The organism is Parasedimentitalea maritima (assembly GCF_005771405.1).
GTDB classification, from domain to species: domain Bacteria; phylum Pseudomonadota; class Alphaproteobacteria; order Rhodobacterales; family Rhodobacteraceae; genus Parasedimentitalea; species Parasedimentitalea maritima.
The window spans coordinates 344,185-359,213 of sequence record NZ_VAUA01000004.1; the positions used below are offsets into that span (position 1 = coordinate 344,185).

Sequence of the window (15,029 nt, forward strand, 5' to 3'; positions counted from 1 at the left end):
GTTTTTGGGCAAAAAGAAAGGTTCAATACGACGATGCCCTTGCAGAGGGTCAATTTTGACGGTTTGCCGCCGATCCAAAAGCCTTGCCCAAATCGGCCAATGCGCTGGGGTCTGCTTTGTAGAAAACCCAATTTTTGATCTTTTGGGAGGTCACCAAACCGGCGGCTTCCAGCGTTTTCATATGGGATGTTACTGTTGGTTGGGACAGGCCAGTTTTATCCGTGATAGCCCCGACACAGACGCCGTCGTTAACCAGATCTCCATCGATCTGGGGGGGGAAGTGGGCGCGGGGGTCCAACAGCCAATCCATGATCTTGGTGCGCTGGGGGGTAGCCAGTGCACGTAGGGCAGGTAACATTTCTAGCAACGGCTTGTTCATATAGATGGATGCCTATATAGGTTTTTCTCGATATAGAATCGGTTGATCTCAGGGAGAATGCCATGAATGAGCTTGAGTTGCTACAGGATGCGGACCAGCGGGCGCAGGCCTATGTTGCGGGCATCGAAGACCGACGAGTGGTTCCAGGTGATGCAGAGCGGGCAGCTTTGCAGGGCTTTCGTGAGGAATTGTCTGATAGCGGCAGACCTGGGAGCGAAACAATTTCCATGATGGATACGTTGGGTTCACCAGCTACGGTCGCCTCTAATGGACCGAACTACTTTGGCTTTGTCATTGGCGCAAGCTTGCCATCAGCATCCGCTGCAGAACGGCTTGCCTTGGCATGGGATCAATGCGCGTCAACCGAAGATGGCAGCCCTGTAGCTGATGTCTTGGAAAAACAGGCTGGGCGCTGGTTGTTGGATATTCTGGATCTTCCGCGGGAAAGTGCTGTTGCCTTTGGTACCTCGGCGACAGCCTGCGGTCTAAGCTGTTTGGCAGCCGCACGGGCGGCTTTGTTGGACCGCTTGGGGTGGGGCGTGGTGAACGACGGGCTGATGGGCGCGCCGGAGATCAAAGTGGTTGTTCCCGCGTCGACCCATGTCACTGTGCGCAAGGCCTTACAGATACTTGGGTTTGGCTGGGCCCGCGTGCAGAAGGCGCCTGTGGACGGGCAGGGGCGGATCTTGCCGGACCAACTGCCTGAGATGGACGCGCAGACAATCTTGATCCTGCAAGCGGGTGAGGTGAATACCGGAGAGTTCGATCATTTTGACGAAATCATTCCACGAGCCAAAGCAGCAGGTGCCTGGGTCCATGTGGATGGGGCCTTTGGCCTGTGGGCACGAGCGGCGCCAAATATACGCAGCCTAACCAATGGAATTGACGGGGCCGACAGCTGGACGACCGATGGTCATAAATGGTTGAACACGCCGTATGATGGCGCGATGGCCATTTGTCGTGATCCGCAGGCTCTGGCACGGGTGATGAACAGCGATGCGGCTTACTCCAGTGCTTCGGCAGATGCACAAAAGAATCTAACGCTGGAATTCTCGCGCCGCGCGCGGGGCATTCCAATCTGGGCGGCACTTCGGACGTTGGGCCGAAATGGTGTGGCACAGATGGTCGAAACCCACCACCTGCAGGCACAGCGCATTGCTTCGGCATTATCCGAAGCAGGGTTTGAGGTGCTGAACCGCGTTGTACTGAACCAAGTTTTGGTACGAGGTAAAGATGATGCGGCCACTCGTTCCATTCTTCAGCAGGTTCAGGACAGCGGTACATCATGGTTTGGCGGCAGTGTCTGGCAGGATCGCCCTGCATTTCGCATCAGCCTGTCGTCATTCCGAACTAAGGACGAGCATGTTGATCGGTTGATTGCCCTGATGCAGCGTATTGGCCCCAGCGGATAGATCAAACCGGAGCCATAAGCCGTGGAGGGTAAGCCCGAGATGTTCGAACTCTGGCTTACCCTTCGTTGCCGGGTTTTTGCTTTACCAGCCAATTGGTCATTGGCTTTGCGGTAAATCCATGTGCGATGAGGCTTAAGAACACAGTGATGACAACCACCAGTGAGATTAATTCCCCACCGGGCAAGCCACTATCCAGCACGATCACTGCAAAGACGATGCTGGCCAAGCCGCGCGGGCCAAACCAGCCCAGAAACAGGCGGTCTTTTACTGTTGCTTCTGTCCCGGTAAGCGAGAGGAAGATCGGGACCACCCTGACAACGGTGAGGCTGAGCAAGGCATAGACCACCACCTGCCAGCTTACCAAACCAATGACGCCAGCAACAACAGAACTGCCAAACAAGAGCCAGGTCAGCATGGCCAGGGCTTCACCGACGCCCTCGGCTGCGAGTACAAATTTATGCTTGGTGTCATCAAGAAGGTGCCCAAATAGCAAGCCTCCGGTAAAGGCTGCGATGTAGCCGCTGCCGTGCCATAGCTGTGCCAGTGAAAAGCAGGCGAGTGCCAGTGCAGGCACGGTGACCTGCTTCCAGACCTCCGTGACCCAACCCCGCGCCAAACACTGACGCAGCAATAAAGACCCGGCGTAGGTCAGGCCAAGACCGACGATCAGGCCAATGCCAATCTCTTCAAGGACCACTGTCAGTGGTCGAATTGCATCTCCCGTTGGGGCAATGGCCTCAAGTGACATGGCGATAAAGATGAACAGGAAGGGCACGCAGAGCCCATCGTTTAAACCGCTTTCCGCATTTAGACCTGTCCTGATCCAGGCTGGTATTTTCTCGTCGGTCACTACTGCCTTGCCCAAAGCGGCGTCAGTCGCCGCCAGTATGGTACCTAAGATGGCGGCCTCGTAGATATTGAGCATGTCAAACAGTACAAGCGCGAGCCCAAAGCCTAGGATGATGACGCCAGGGAGGCCGATCAGTAGCATTCTGGCTGGAATGGCAATTTTTGATTTCAGCACTGAAATTTCGACATTGGCAGCGTCGCTGAACAGGATCAGCACCAGTGTCATATCCGCAAATGTCCGGAGTTGGCTGCTTATGGCATTGCCGTCAAACCAGCCAAGAACCAATGGTCCCATCAGGATGCCTGCAAAGACAAAAAACATCGGGCCAGAGGCTGCTCCGCGCTCCACACGTCCAGCGATGAGACTGTAGAGAAAGGCAAACAAAGCCAGAATGGAGAGTTCAAGGTGCATATCTATTCCTGCCAATGACTTTACTGAGCCAGAGCACGAAATCCGAGTGCTCTCCTGCTCTGAGTTGTATTGTTATATAAAATGGACCGTTAGTGGACAGCTTTTTGGGTTTTGGTCATTTGTTAGTTAGATAAACCCCAATCGGGCCAGATTTTTGAATGACGAGGCATGTCGCTAGTGTTCAGAATGTATCCCAAATTACAGCTTACCCCCATCCCAGCAAACGGTGCGCCGCCAAAATCTATGCCTTCTACAGCACATTGCAGTTTAGGACGTCAGTTTGGGCTTTCCTTGAATCAAAGAAACAGGGTTCCTGCTTTGAATTTGAAAATGTGAGTTGGAGGTTGGGTGATGGCAATTTTATCTCCGGGTACGCACGTTCGTTATGACGGCTGTGAAGATGGACCGGAATATGGCGTGGTTGTTTATTGTTGGCCGGAAGACTTGGGAGATGGGTTTATGATTTATGATTGTTATGTGGCTTTTTTGGCAAGGAAATTCCCAAAGGTGCACCAGAAGAACGACCTTACGTTCTGCGATACGCCTCTACATCTCTGGTCGTGCTGGACTAGCGCATAAAAAAACGCCCGCTCCTTGCGGAGCAGGCGTTTCCAGATCCGGATGGATCAAAAAGCTTAGCGGCGGATGCCGAGGCGCTTGATCAGGTCCTGGTAGCGAGCCACGTCTTTCGACTTGGTGTAATCCAGAAGCTTACGGCGCAGAGCAACCATCTTCAAAAGACCACGACGACCGTGGTTGTCTTTCTTGTGGGTTTTGAAGTGTTCGGTCAGGGTAGTGATGCGCGAGGTTAGAATGGCAACCTGGACTTCTGGCGAACCGGTGTCGCCTTCCTTGATTGCGAATTCTTTCATCAGGCGGTTTTTTTCTTCAACAGTGATCGACATCGGGGTCTCCTGTAAGGTTTGTGTGAATGGCGCAGGCCGGGATGTCGTCCAGCACAGGCCCATGGAGTAGTCCCCACCATGCACGGCACAAAAACGCGCGAATCCATGGCGGATGCGCGGATATAGGCGGTTCTGGAAGAAATGGCAAAGGTATTCTGCCAGCTGCAGAGGTCTGGGCCCGTCGATGGATCAGCTAAAAGGAAGTCCGATCATGTCACTGCTGTCCTGATCCAGCAAGGTTATGTCGGAGGCTGTGAGATTAGCGGTACTATTGACCCGCAACACCTCGGTGCCGTTAACGCGAACCACGCTGTATTCGGGGCTATCCGGGTCTGCTTCAACTTCGATGTCCGGGTCAGGTTGGGTCTGCAGATCCCAAAGTAGAACCAGTTGGTCCTCGGTTGGGTCGAAGTCCATCATTTCGATGGACTGGTCTGCGTCAATCCAATCCCCAACGATGATTTGATCCGCACCATCCCCCATGGTCAGCACATCGTTTGCGCCGGCCACTAGGGTATCATCACCCTCGCCACCGTTGACGAAATCGCGTGTATCAACGCCTTCACCTCCAAAGAGCTGATCGTTGTCACCACCGCCGTCTAGCAGATCGTCGCCGTCATACCCGTTGATCTGATCATCACCAAGCCCACCTGCCAGATGATCATCACCATCACCGCCAGACAGAATGTCACTTTCCTCGGATGGGGTATCCGAGGGAAGAAGGCTGGACAGAGGTTGCACCTCTCCTGACCCTGAGGACGGCACCTGGCCACCGCCTCGGGGCTCGTCGTCTTCGCTATTGTTGTTTGCAACGTCGTCGTCGCCAACGAACAGGGTTCCACCCATAGCCATCAGGCCAAGGAGACTTGCCAACCAGATCATTTACACACCCCACACCCATGGAGACTCATTAACAGGGATCAGTGTTGCATTTTGTCGAAGATCAGGCAAAACAAATCGGGAACAAAGGTTAACAGTTGAGATCCGGTTGATATCAAATCCAGAGCTGGGGTTCTTGCTTATAAGCGATGTAGAGGGGGTGTTTTGGGTGACCTGCTTTGCTAAGTCCCAACTGGTAGAGTTTGTGACCACTGGCCCGTAGCAGAGCTTCTACGCGTGGTCCTTGATTCAGGTGTTCGCCATTGGTGCCCCAGCCACAAACCACCTGATCGGCCCAGTCCATTCCTGCCAGGATAGCAGCGTCATTGTCTGGACCGGATGGATCGGCAGCGGCGCGCATGTCTTTTGGGTCGGTGGCACGATAGGCAAAGATATTGGTGGCACGAAAACCGCCAAACCCCAGCGATCTGGCCCGCCGTTCACAGCGCTCAATGGTGGGGTCGTTCTGGACTTCGGTTGCGGTGGACGGATTCAGCATCACGAACATCACCTTCTTGCCCGCCTCATTCCAGACGCGGGTCAGGCTATAGCGATAGGTCTCGCAATCGGAATACACGGCAGTTGAGGGCGCGTCGCCCTTGGTATGGGAGCGGGTAATCATCTTGCAGTTCTGGTCCAAATTGGATCAGTTCGCAACCAGTGACCTACTTCGCCTTCAACTGTTTTTCCAACCCAATTTCAATCCAGTTCAGGGCATATCCAACGGGGCCGCGAATACCCTGTTTGGGGCTATCAGGGCGGTCTAGTTGGACGTGTGGATTGGACCCCAGTTTAGTTAAAGCGGATCGTGCGGTCTCTAACTGAGCTGTTGTCAGTTTGGGGTCATCCGAGTGTTTTACCGCCGCTAGAATAATCCGGTGTGCTGCAGAAGCCAGGCTCCAGACCGTTTGGTATCTAAGGCCCTCAAGCTTTGGGTCTGACGCTATGCGATCAATACTGGCAATGAGTGGGTCGAACATCGAAAAATCCCGATTTGTTCGCAGGATCTCAGCTGCCGCAAAGATATCCTCTGGATCGGCCCCGCTGCGCAGCCCGTCAAGGATAGGAGAGGAGTCGTCCATATTGCCAGCTAACACCTTTAATTCCTGCCGAACTTTTTCCAATGCTTCCTTCGGGACATCGGGGTCAAAAGTTGTGTAAAGCGAATTCAATCGGCTGTTTTCTTCTTCCAGTTCTACAAGCTGCAGATTGGTTTCCTTAAACTTCTCTTCCAGCTTGCTTAGCTTGACTTCGACGCCTGAGATTTTCACGCTCTCAACTCTATTAAACAAGGCCGAAAACTGCGCCGGATTCCAAATTGCCCAGACCAGTAAAGCAAGAAAGGTGATCAAAAACACGATCGGCCATAACGAGAAATTCTCGGCGATTACTTTGAACAGCTGGAACTCATAGCAATTCGCTAACGTCTGGCAATTCTCCACCGCTTGCTCCCAATTCCATTCGCCCTAAACGGACATTCATAGATTGAAAGCACGCCTGACGTGAAGGCGCAAGTTTTGATAGCTTACCGCACAAACACCCGGCTTGGGTGCAATTCACCCGCCTTGTAGGTGCCAACGGCAACGGCCTCACCATCCAGCGAGGCCCAGGCCTCGTCGCCGTATTCCACGGTGGCGGCCAGAACCATGCCGGGGTTGCCATTGCGCAGTTTGGCAGCACCTTCGGGGGTGCATTTCAGTTCGGGCAGATCTGCCAGCCCAATTTCCAGCGGCTGGATGAAGGTATCCAGCTCTGGTGTGCGCTCGATCTCTTCGATGCGGTCCAGGGTCAGCCCGTTTTCAACGTCAAACGGCCCGGACCAGACCCGGCGCAATTCGCGTACGTGGCCGTGACAGCCCAGCGAAGCCCCTAGATCACGGGCGATCGAGCGCACATAGCCGCCTTTGCCGCAGGTCATCTCCAGCGTCACGTGGTCGGCATCGGGACGATCCACCAACAGCAGTTCCTCGACCCACAGCGCGCGCGCCGCCAGTTCGACATCTTCACCATCGCGGGCCAGTTTATAGGCGCGTTGACCGTCGATCTTCACCGCTGAAAACTTTGGTGGCACCTGCATGATGTCGCCCAAAAACTGCGGCAAGGCAGCGATGATCTCATCATCTGACGGGCGGACGTCGCTGGTTGAGATTACCTCTCCTTCGGTGTCATCGGTATTGGTGGCTTGACCCAGCCGAACGGTGAAGCGGTACGCCTTTAGCGCGTCGGTGATATAGGGAACGGTCTTGGTTGCCTCACCCAGGGCCACAGCCAACACGCCGGTTGCCTCGGGGTCTAGGGTACCTGCATGGCCGGCTTTCTTGGCGTCCAGCGCCCAGCGGACCTTGTTCACAACCGAGGTCGAGGTGATGCCAGCGGGTTTGTCTACTACCAACCAACCAGAAATATCGCGGCCTTTGCGTTTGCGTGCCATGTCGTTCCCCGAATTACAGTGAGGCGCGCGGGGTAGCTGATGGGGGAAGGTCTGTCAATTCCAGTTCGGAAAACAGGCCCAGCTTTGACAGGAGCTGCAACCGTTCGGCTAACGTAGGGTGTGTGCTTGCACGCACCGTCGACTTACTGGCTAGTCATTTGCCTCAACCACACCCACCACTGGTCCCATCATGAACCCGTTATCGCTACGTCCCACAGAGGGCGCGTGCAGGCGAGAAATGTTACCATCGAAATACAACGCGCTGGGGAGCTTCAGGTGGTCGCGAAACAAGCGGCCGAACTGGTGAAAGGTGACGGCGTTGCGGGAAATGGCAAAGACAACGCGTTTGCCATCTTCCGAGGTGCCAACGCCGTTGCGGATATAGTAGGAATTTGAGTCGACCAAAAACCGAGGATGCAACTCGCCGTCGATCACTAACATCGGGCCGGATTGGGTGGCGTGGGTGCAGTTGATGCCCGAATCACGATACTGCAGACTTTCATAGACATCGGCACGTCCGGGGCGCATGCAGAACACGCCATTGGGCAGTAGGCCAAAGTTACCGGGGCCGGCGTTGGGGATCAGCCGCATCTGTTGCTGTTGGTTTTCGATGTATAGACCGACCGGCGAACGGTCGGAGTGATACATACCGGCATTGGTGGCAAAGGCGAGTTTTTGACCGTCTTGCGCCAGCGCCGCGTCGATCGCGGAAAACTGGCCATATACCTTGCCTTGATCGTCACGCAGGAACAGTTGGAGTTTTTCCGTGGAGGCGTCGACCTCGCACACCGTGAAGCGGTTGCCATCATAGGCGATGTCATTGCAGTCCAGCGCTGCAACAGGGGCAGCACCAAGCGCTGCCAGCAATACCAGCAGCGCCCTGATCACTCTTCGATGTCGCGGCGTACCACGTCCTGGTTCAGCAGCCGTTCAGTTTCATCCATCCGATCAAAGGTCTCGTCCAGACGGAACCGGAACTCGGGCGAATGCTTCAGCGCGGTCTTTTTGGACACCAGACGGCGCAGCTCTCCCATGTTCTTGGCGAGCAGTTTCAGCACATCCTCTTTGCCTTTGCCGCCCAGTGGCAGCACATAACAGGTGGCGATACGGAGATCGGGAGAGGTGCGAACCTCGCCGACGGTGATAGAGAGACGGTTCAGCTCGGCATCATGGACGTCGCCACGCGCCAACACTTCCGACAAGGCACGTCGGATGAGTTCGCCAACACGCAGTTGTCGTTGAGAAGGAGCACCATCATTGAATTTGTTCTTAGCCATACATCCGATTTAAGCACAAAGTGAGACTTTGCCAAGCGGTGCCAGAGCGGTTAGGAAAAAAGCAGCTTGAGAGAAAAGGGTAGGGCAGATGACGGATAGGCCAGGGATCGTGATTACCGGTGGGTCAGGGCGGATGGGGCAGATGCTGATCCGAACAGTGCTGGACAGCGACAAGGCACGACTGGTGGGTGTCGTCGAACGTTCGGGTCATGCCTGGGTTGGTCAGGATGTCGGTGTTGCGATGGGCGGAGCGGCGATTGGTGTCAACGTGACCGACGACGCGCTAGAGGCGTTTTCCAAAGCACAGGCGGTGATTGATTTCACGGCACCCGAAGCGACGCTGGAGTTTGCCGCGCTGGCAGCGCAGGCGCGGGCGGTGCATGTGATCGGGACTACGGGGATGTCCGAGGCGCAGATTGCCCAGCTTGAACCTGCTGCGCGTCATGCCGCCATTGTGCGGGCTGGCAATATGAGCCTGGGCGTGAACCTGCTGGTTCAGCTGACCAAGAAGGTTGCGGCTGCATTGGATGACGATTTCGACATCGAGGTGATCGAGGCGCATCACCATCACAAAGTGGACGCACCTTCAGGCACAGCCTTGATGCTGGGGGAAGCCGCAGCAGAGGGTCGGGGTGTGACCCTGTCAGACGTGTCTGACAGTGGCCGTGATGGCATCATTGGCGCGCGCAAGCGGGGTGATATCGGGTTCAGCGCCATTCGTGGTGGCGACATCGTCGGAGAACATGACGTGCTATTTGCTGCTGCAGGTGAGCGCATTGTGCTGCGCCATATGGCAACAGACCGGGCAATCTTTGCCCGTGGTGCGCTAAAGGCGGCGTTGTGGGGGCAGGACAAGGCCCCGGGCCAGTATGATATGGTTGATGTCTTGGGGCTGTAACAAAGGCCGGGTGAGCGGTCTTGGGCCGCTGCCTCCGGCGGGGATATTTGTAGCTAGATGAAGCAACGGCGGCAGGTTGAACTGCCGCCGTTTGGGATTATTCAGACGACGTTTCCAGCCCCTCGGGGCGGCCAACCACTGTAAAATGCAACCCGTCAGGATCCAGTAATTCAGCGGCCAGCTGGTTCACATCTTCCAGCGTCACGGCGTTCACTTTGTCGTTTCGGGTGGCAATGTAGTCGATCGGCAGGCCCTGCATCTGCATTCCCACCATGATCGAGGCAATGGGACTATTGCCATCAAATCGCAGCGGGTAGGCGCCCGTTAGATAGGTCTGAGCATCCTGCAATTCCTTTGGCGTTATGCCATCGGTGGCCATCCGGCGCCATTCCTCGCGGATCACATGGACCGCTTCTGCGACTTTGCCGTTGGCCGAAGCGACAGAGCCCATATAGACCGCTGCCAGATCACGTGGCACCAAGTAAGAATATACGCCATAGGTCAAACCACGCTTTTCGCGTACCTCACTCATCAAGCGGCTTGCAAATGAGCCACCTCCAAGGATTTGGTTCATCACATAGGCGGTAAAGAACCGTGGATCATCGCGGTCGATGCCGATCTGACCAAACAGAGCCACCGATTGTGGGGTGTCAAAGTCAACCACGGTGACACCACCGGGAATGGTAACCTCGGCAGGGCCGGGGATTACAGCGCCCGTTTCGGGCAGATCGCCGAGCAATGTATCCAACAACTTGCCCAACTGCTCTGCATCAATATCTCCCACTGCACCCACATAGAGCCGATCCTGGGCAAAGACCGCCTGGTGGGCATCAACGATATCTTGCCGATTGAGCGCTGTGACGCTCTCGATGGTGCCTTTACCATCCGTACCATACGGGTGATCGCCATAGGCCATGGCCGCAAAGGCGCGGCCTGCAATGTCATTGGGGTCTTTGGCATCCGAGCGTAGACCGGACAGGACCTGACCACGTACCCGATCCAGAGCAATTTGGTCAAACCGGGGCGTATGGATGGTGTCGCGCAGCAAAGCGATGGCTTCCCCCCGGTTTTCGCTCAGGAAACGGGCGGAAATCGAAGCGCTGTCTTTGCTGGTGTCATAGGAGAACGACGCCGCCAGCCCTTCGAGAGCTTTGGCATAGTCCTGCGCCATCAGGTCGCCTGCGCCCTCTTCGAGCAGACCAGCCATCAGATAAATGGCGCCCCGTTTGCCGGGGGCATCCAGTGAGGTGCCGCCACGAAACCGTAACTCTAGTGCGGTGAAAGGGATTGAGTGATCCTCGACCAGCCAAGCGGTGATACCACCCGGTGAGGTGACTTCTTTGATTTTCACCTCAGCCAGTGCCGGCAAGGCCAACACACAGGCGGCCAGGGCCGCCATCACCTGTTTGAAACCCATCATTGGATTGCCTCCTCATCCCGCATCAACCAGCCGGTCACCGAGACCTCGGGGCGGAGCACCTGTTTCGCAACTGCGATAATTTCGTCAGCTGTAACGGCCTGCAAAATGTCGGGCCAAGCTTGAACATCCTCGATTGTCAGTCCCGAGGTCAGCGCCCGGCCATAGCGGTTAGCGATGCCATCGACGTTGTCACGCGCATAAATTTCAGAAGCTCGCAGTTGCAGTTTGATCCGGTCCAGCTGCTCTGCATCTACGCCATCTTCCAAAAAGGCAGCATAAGTCTGGTCCAGTGCCTCTTCGGCCTGTTGCAGCGATATGCCTTCGGCGGGCACAACCAGAAATGAAAAGGTTGTGTCGTCCAGTGAAATGCCTGAGTAGAACGCGCCGGTGTAAACTGCGACCTGTTGTTCGAATTGTAGGGCGTTGGTCAGATAAGACGTTGTGCCACCACCAAGCAGTTCGGATAACAAAAAGAGTGCTGCGGCTTGCTGTTGATCTCCGGCATCCCGTTCTGGTGCCAGATATGAGCGCTGTACATAGGGCTGGGCGACGCGGGCGTCTTTGAAGGTCAGTCGACGTGCCGCAGTTTGTGGAGGTTCCTCGGTGCGCAAGCGGTCGGGCAAGTCGGGGTTGGCTGGGATTACACCGTAATACTGTTCGGCCAATCGGTTTACTTCGTCCGGGTCAACATCGCCTGAAACCACCAGGATGGCGTTGTTAGGGGCGTAATAGGTGCCGTAGAAGGATAACGCATCCTCCATGTCCAGAGTCTCCATTTCATGGCGCCAGCCGATGATGGGTACGCCATAGCGGTGATTGTGGTATTGCACCGCATTTGACTGCTCGCGAAAGAGCGCGCGCGGGTTGTTGTCGGTCCGCTGATTGCGCTCCTCCAGGATTACCTCACGCTCGGTTTCAATGTCGCGCTCGGTCAAGCGGATATTGACCATGCGGTCGCTTTCCATCCGCATCATCAGTTCTAGCCGGTCGGCGGCGACGCGCTGGTAGTAAGCGGTGTAGTCGTAGCTGGTAAAGGCATTATCTTTGCCGCCATTGGCGGCAACAGTCGCTGATAGCTCACCTGATTCCAGCGTCTCTGTGGCTTTGAACAGCAGGTGTTCCAGATAGTGCGCCACGCCAGACTGGCCTTTTGGCTCATCCGCTGAACCTGCCCGGTACCAGACCATATGCTGTACAACCGGGGCGCGGTGATCTTCGACCACCACCACTTGCATGCCATTGCCAAGCGTGAAGTTGGAAACCAGTTCTTCGCTTGCGAAAGCGGCGGCAGCCCAGCTGGCCGAGACGATCGCACTCGCCCATGTGATCCCTTTGATCATGCGGCATCCTCCTTGTTTTGCTCAGGCCAGCTTGCAGGTGTCATTGCAACTGCAATACACACAACTCAGCCTAGAGACGTTTCAAGTGATATGTCAGGGTCTTATCGGTTGCGGTCAAGCTATGACGTGGCTGATCTGTCGAAAACGTGAGCGTTATTGCCCTGGAGGCGCTGAAGGAGTGCTAAAACCGGAGTTCCTGAACAGATGGTTGATCCTGAACGGATTGATGGCTTCTTTTCTGTAAGCTTCTTCGTAGCGATCAACATTAAACAGTTTGAACCGCGCTGTTCTGTTTTCGCGCTTGCGAAAGGCTGCGTCTTCAGTTGCGAGTGAGGCCCGAACGTTTGGTTCGACACCATAACGGCTGGAGGCAGTCACCAGAGCGCCGTCACTATTTGGAATGGCACCGCCTGCGTTCAGTGATGCGGCATTACCGCCCAAAGCAACCACAGCATCAGCCAAGGGGTTTTGGTCGGTTAGATTGGCTCCGCCTGGGGTTGGCGCGGGCAATGCTGAGTAGTTTTCTGGCTCAGTCAGAGGTTTGGCAGGCATTACCAGAAATTCATCAGGCCCGGTGCTGGGTTGCTGCAAGCTGCGCAGCCCTTTTGAACCGCAGCCCGCAAGAACCACGGCTGTGGTCAGAATAAATACACTCAGAGGGATCCGCATGGCCCCGTACTCCTGCCTGTTTCACGCGCTTTTACAGTATTTAAACCTTAAGGTCACGTAGCCTTTTTGCCTCGTCCTTCGAACAAGACCAAACCAGCGGCGCCAGCAAAGATAAAGACATCCGCAATGTTGAAAACAAATGGATTTTGAAGGCCACAACACGACATGTTGAGAAAGTCCAGCACATAGCCATAGAGCAGCCGGTCGGCGACGTTGCCCAGAGCGCCACCAATAACTAGGCCCGCCGACAGCTGCATCCATCGTGATGGATGCCAGCCCCGGATCCAAACCGCGACCACGACACAGATGACCAAGGACAACCCAATCAGGATCCAGCGTGACGCATCAGACCCGTCGCCAAACAAGCCGAAGTTGATACCAGTGTTTTCGCCATAACGAAAGTTCAACAGGGGTGGGAACACGTCGATAGCGTGAACACGGGACAACTCCATCGAGTGTATCACCAGGTATTTGCTAATCTGATCGAACAGGAACGCAATTACTGCGCCCCAGATCATCCAACGTGTGCCCATGCCCTGCTGTCCTTTTTAGTGACGGAAGTGGCGCATGCCGGTGAATACCATCGCAATGCCCGCGTCATTGGCTGCTTTGATTACTTCGTCATCGCGCATCGATCCACCGGGTTGGATAACGCAGGTGGCACCCGCTGCAGCGGCTTCCAGCAAACCATCCGCAAAGGGGAAGAATGCGTCCGAGGCCACGGCAGACCCCTTGGCCAGACTTTCATCCAGTCCCAGAACATCTGCCATGCGCTGCGCCTTGGAGGCAGCAACATTGGCGCTGTCGAGACGGCTCATTTGGCCAGCACCCACACCAACAGTTGCGTTATCTTTGACATAGACAATGGCGTTGGATTTGACGTGTTTGGCCACTTTCCAGGCGAACAGAAGATCTTGCATCTGCTCGTCTGTCGGGGCTTTTTCAGTCACAACTTTCAGATCGCTGAGATTGACGTAGCCAACATCTTTGTCCTGAACCAGCATGCCGCCGCCAACTTGCTTGTAGGCCACAATGGATGCGCGGGTGTCTGGCAGACCATCAGTCAGCAACAGGCGCAGGTTTTTCTTTGCTGCAAAGATTGCCTTGGCTTCGTCGGATGCGCCGGGTGCAATCACAACTTCGGTGAAGATTTCTGTGATTTTTGCAGCCGTCTCAGCGTCCAGCGGCTGGTTCAAGGCGACGATACCACCAAAGGCAGAGGTGCGGTCGCAATCAAACGCTTGTTGATAGGCTTCGGCCAGAGTTGCGCCACGGGCCACACCACAGGGGTTGGCGTGTTTGATAATTGCAACGGCGGCGGTTTCGGCGGGGTCGAACTCGGCAACCAGCTCATAGGCGGCGTCGGTATCGTTGATGTTGTTGTAGGACAGTTCCTTGCCCTGCAGCTGAACTGCGGTGGCAACGCCGGGACGGTCAGATCCATCGGTATAAAAAGCAGCCTTTTGGTGGCTGTTTTCACCATAGCGCAGTGTCTGCTTCAGCTCACCCGCAAAGGCACGGCGCTTGGGGGCTTCTAGTTCTAGCGCGGATGCCATCCAGTTGGATACAGCCGAGTCGTAGGCCGCTGTGCGGGCATAGGCCTTTTGCGCCAGTTTTTTGCGGAACCGTGGGCAGGTGGCACCCTCGTGCTGATCCATATCACCCAACAGCTTTTCGTAGTCTTCGACGTCTACCACAACGTTGACAAAGCCATGGTTTTTGGCTGCCGCGCGGATCATGGCTGGGCCGCCTATGTCGATGTTTTCGATGCAGGTGTCATAATCAGCGCCTTTGGCCACGGTGGCCTCAAACGGGTAGAGGTTCACCACCAGAAGATCGATGGCTGCGATACCATGTTTATCCATGGCAGCGACGTGATCGTCGTTATCGCGCAGCGCCAGCAATCCACCATGCACGTTTGGGTGCAGTGTTTTGACGCGACCGTCCATCATTTCGGGGAAGCCGGTTACGTCGGACACATCTTTGACCGTCAGGCCTGCATCGCGCAACGCCTTGGCAGAGCCGCCAGTCGAAAGCAGTTCGACACCGCGCTCAGCCAGCGCCTTGCCCAGCTCAATCAGGCCAGTTTTGTCGGAAACAGAAAGCAGCGCACGGCGTACGGGGTGAAACTCGGTCATGGCAGGGCAGTCCTTTGCAG

Annotated in this window: 16 protein-coding genes; 2 read left to right on the plus strand and 14 right to left on the minus strand. The window is 55.6% G+C overall.

Annotated features, from left to right (window positions below; all coding sequences use genetic code 11):
- Nucleotides 1–49 precede the first annotated feature (49 nt).
- Nucleotides 50–379, minus strand: coding sequence for an ArsR/SmtB family transcription factor (locus tag FEE96_RS10265; protein ID WP_138162940.1), 330 nt, complete (start codon nucleotides 377–379; stop codon nucleotides 50–52).
- Between the two features lie 62 nt (nucleotides 380–441).
- Here FEE96_RS10265 and FEE96_RS10270 point away from each other — a divergent pair, with 62 nt between their 5' ends.
- On the plus strand, nucleotides 442–1,791 hold the full coding sequence (locus FEE96_RS10270) for a pyridoxal phosphate-dependent decarboxylase family protein (RefSeq protein WP_138162941.1): 1,350 nt from the start codon (nucleotides 442–444) through the stop codon (nucleotides 1,789–1,791).
- Between the two features lie 55 nt (nucleotides 1,792–1,846).
- Here the strand turns inward: FEE96_RS10270 and FEE96_RS10275 are convergent, their stop codons facing one another.
- From FEE96_RS10275 to rbfA, 8 genes are all read right to left on the minus strand, one after another.
- Entirely contained in the window at nucleotides 1,847–3,052 is a 1,206-nt protein-coding gene (locus FEE96_RS10275; protein ID WP_138162942.1) for a cation:proton antiporter, read from the minus strand.
- Between the two features lie 635 nt (nucleotides 3,053–3,687).
- Entirely contained in the window at nucleotides 3,688–3,957 is a 270-nt protein-coding gene (gene rpsO, locus FEE96_RS10285) for a 30S ribosomal protein S15 (protein ID WP_138162943.1), read from the minus strand.
- Nucleotides 3,958–4,146: 189 nt separating this feature from the next.
- Complete coding sequence (locus tag FEE96_RS10290; protein ID WP_138162944.1) at nucleotides 4,147–4,839, minus strand: calcium-binding protein; 693 nt, start codon at nucleotides 4,837–4,839, stop codon at nucleotides 4,147–4,149.
- Between the two features lie 112 nt (nucleotides 4,840–4,951).
- Nucleotides 4,952–5,458, minus strand: a complete 507-nt coding sequence (locus tag FEE96_RS10295; protein WP_138162945.1) for a DUF1643 domain-containing protein — start codon at nucleotides 5,456–5,458, stop codon at nucleotides 4,952–4,954.
- Between the two features lie 43 nt (nucleotides 5,459–5,501).
- Complete coding sequence (locus tag FEE96_RS10300; RefSeq protein ID WP_138162946.1) at nucleotides 5,502–6,278, minus strand: hypothetical protein; 777 nt, start codon at nucleotides 6,276–6,278, stop codon at nucleotides 5,502–5,504.
- A gap of 83 nt (nucleotides 6,279–6,361) precedes the next feature.
- Complete coding sequence (gene truB / locus FEE96_RS10305; protein ID WP_138162947.1) at nucleotides 6,362–7,267, minus strand: tRNA pseudouridine(55) synthase TruB; 906 nt, start codon at nucleotides 7,265–7,267, stop codon at nucleotides 6,362–6,364.
- Between the two features lie 150 nt (nucleotides 7,268–7,417).
- On the minus strand, nucleotides 7,418–8,155 hold the full coding sequence (locus tag FEE96_RS10310; protein WP_246079391.1) for a phosphodiester glycosidase family protein: 738 nt from the start codon (nucleotides 8,153–8,155) through the stop codon (nucleotides 7,418–7,420).
- Complete coding sequence (rbfA, locus tag FEE96_RS10315; protein WP_138162948.1) at nucleotides 8,152–8,544, minus strand: 30S ribosome-binding factor RbfA; 393 nt, start codon at nucleotides 8,542–8,544, stop codon at nucleotides 8,152–8,154. The genes FEE96_RS10310 and rbfA overlap by 4 nt, the downstream gene beginning before the upstream one ends.
- Before the next feature lie 88 nt (nucleotides 8,545–8,632).
- Between rbfA and dapB the strand changes: the two genes are divergently transcribed.
- On the plus strand, nucleotides 8,633–9,442 hold the full coding sequence (gene dapB / locus FEE96_RS10320) for a 4-hydroxy-tetrahydrodipicolinate reductase (RefSeq protein WP_138162949.1): 810 nt from the start codon (nucleotides 8,633–8,635) through the stop codon (nucleotides 9,440–9,442).
- A 97-nt stretch (nucleotides 9,443–9,539) separates the two neighbouring features.
- On the opposite strand, the gene FEE96_RS10325 is transcribed toward dapB, so the two are convergent.
- The 5 genes from FEE96_RS10325 to purH all read right to left on the minus strand — a co-directional run bounded on the left by FEE96_RS10325 (nucleotide 9,540) and on the right by purH (nucleotide 15,009).
- Nucleotides 9,540–10,862 carry a M16 family metallopeptidase gene (locus FEE96_RS10325; protein ID WP_138162950.1) on the minus strand — a complete coding sequence of 441 codons (1,323 nt, stop codon included), beginning with the start codon at nucleotides 10,860–10,862 and terminating at the stop codon, nucleotides 9,540–9,542.
- On the minus strand, nucleotides 10,859–12,202 hold the full coding sequence (locus tag FEE96_RS10330; protein WP_138162951.1) for a M16 family metallopeptidase: 1,344 nt from the start codon (nucleotides 12,200–12,202) through the stop codon (nucleotides 10,859–10,861). Before FEE96_RS10330 ends, FEE96_RS10325 begins: the two co-directional genes overlap by 4 nt.
- Nucleotides 12,203–12,355: 153 nt before the next feature.
- The gene (locus FEE96_RS10335) at nucleotides 12,356–12,871 is read right to left on the minus strand and encodes a DUF3035 domain-containing protein (protein WP_138162952.1); all 516 of its coding nucleotides are present in this window, start codon (nucleotides 12,869–12,871) and stop codon (nucleotides 12,356–12,358) included.
- Nucleotides 12,872–12,924: 53 nt separating this feature from the next.
- Complete coding sequence (lspA, locus tag FEE96_RS10340; protein ID WP_138162953.1) at nucleotides 12,925–13,404, minus strand: signal peptidase II; 480 nt, start codon at nucleotides 13,402–13,404, stop codon at nucleotides 12,925–12,927.
- Between the two features lie 15 nt (nucleotides 13,405–13,419).
- Nucleotides 13,420–15,009, minus strand: a complete 1,590-nt coding sequence (gene purH / locus FEE96_RS10345) for a bifunctional phosphoribosylaminoimidazolecarboxamide formyltransferase/IMP cyclohydrolase (RefSeq protein ID WP_138162954.1) — start codon at nucleotides 15,007–15,009, stop codon at nucleotides 13,420–13,422.
- Nucleotides 15,010–15,029: the final 20 nt, after the last annotated feature.

Bases quoted from the DNA above. Each gene is read 5' to 3' on its own strand.
- lspA (WP_138162953.1), bottom strand. From the start codon at position 13,404: ATGGGCACACGTTGGATGATCTGGGGCGCAGTAATTGCGTTCCTGTTC.
- rbfA (WP_138162948.1), bottom strand. From the start codon at position 8,544: ATGGCTAAGAACAAATTCAATGATGGTGCTCCTTCTCAACGACAACTG.
- rpsO (WP_138162943.1), bottom strand. From the start codon at position 3,957: ATGTCGATCACTGTTGAAGAAAAAAACCGCCTGATGAAAGAATTCGCA.
- truB (WP_138162947.1), bottom strand. From the start codon at position 7,267: ATGGCACGCAAACGCAAAGGCCGCGATATTTCTGGTTGGTTGGTAGTA.
- FEE96_RS10335 (WP_138162952.1), bottom strand. From the start codon at position 12,871: ATGCGGATCCCTCTGAGTGTATTTATTCTGACCACAGCCGTGGTTCTT.
- FEE96_RS10325 (WP_138162950.1), bottom strand. From the start codon at position 10,862: ATGATGGGTTTCAAACAGGTGATGGCGGCCCTGGCCGCCTGTGTGTTG.
- FEE96_RS10275 (WP_138162942.1), bottom strand. From the start codon at position 3,052: ATGCACCTTGAACTCTCCATTCTGGCTTTGTTTGCCTTTCTCTACAGT.
- FEE96_RS10330 (WP_138162951.1), bottom strand. From the start codon at position 12,202: ATGATCAAAGGGATCACATGGGCGAGTGCGATCGTCTCGGCCAGCTGG.
- FEE96_RS10265 (WP_138162940.1), bottom strand. From the start codon at position 379: ATGAACAAGCCGTTGCTAGAAATGTTACCTGCCCTACGTGCACTGGCT.
- FEE96_RS10270 (WP_138162941.1), top strand. From the start codon at position 442: ATGAATGAGCTTGAGTTGCTACAGGATGCGGACCAGCGGGCGCAGGCC.
- FEE96_RS10290 (WP_138162944.1), bottom strand. From the start codon at position 4,839: ATGATCTGGTTGGCAAGTCTCCTTGGCCTGATGGCTATGGGTGGAACC.
- purH (WP_138162954.1), bottom strand. From the start codon at position 15,009: ATGACCGAGTTTCACCCCGTACGCCGTGCGCTGCTTTCTGTTTCCGAC.
- dapB (WP_138162949.1), top strand. From the start codon at position 8,633: ATGACGGATAGGCCAGGGATCGTGATTACCGGTGGGTCAGGGCGGATG.
- FEE96_RS10295 (WP_138162945.1), bottom strand. From the start codon at position 5,458: ATGATTACCCGCTCCCATACCAAGGGCGACGCGCCCTCAACTGCCGTG.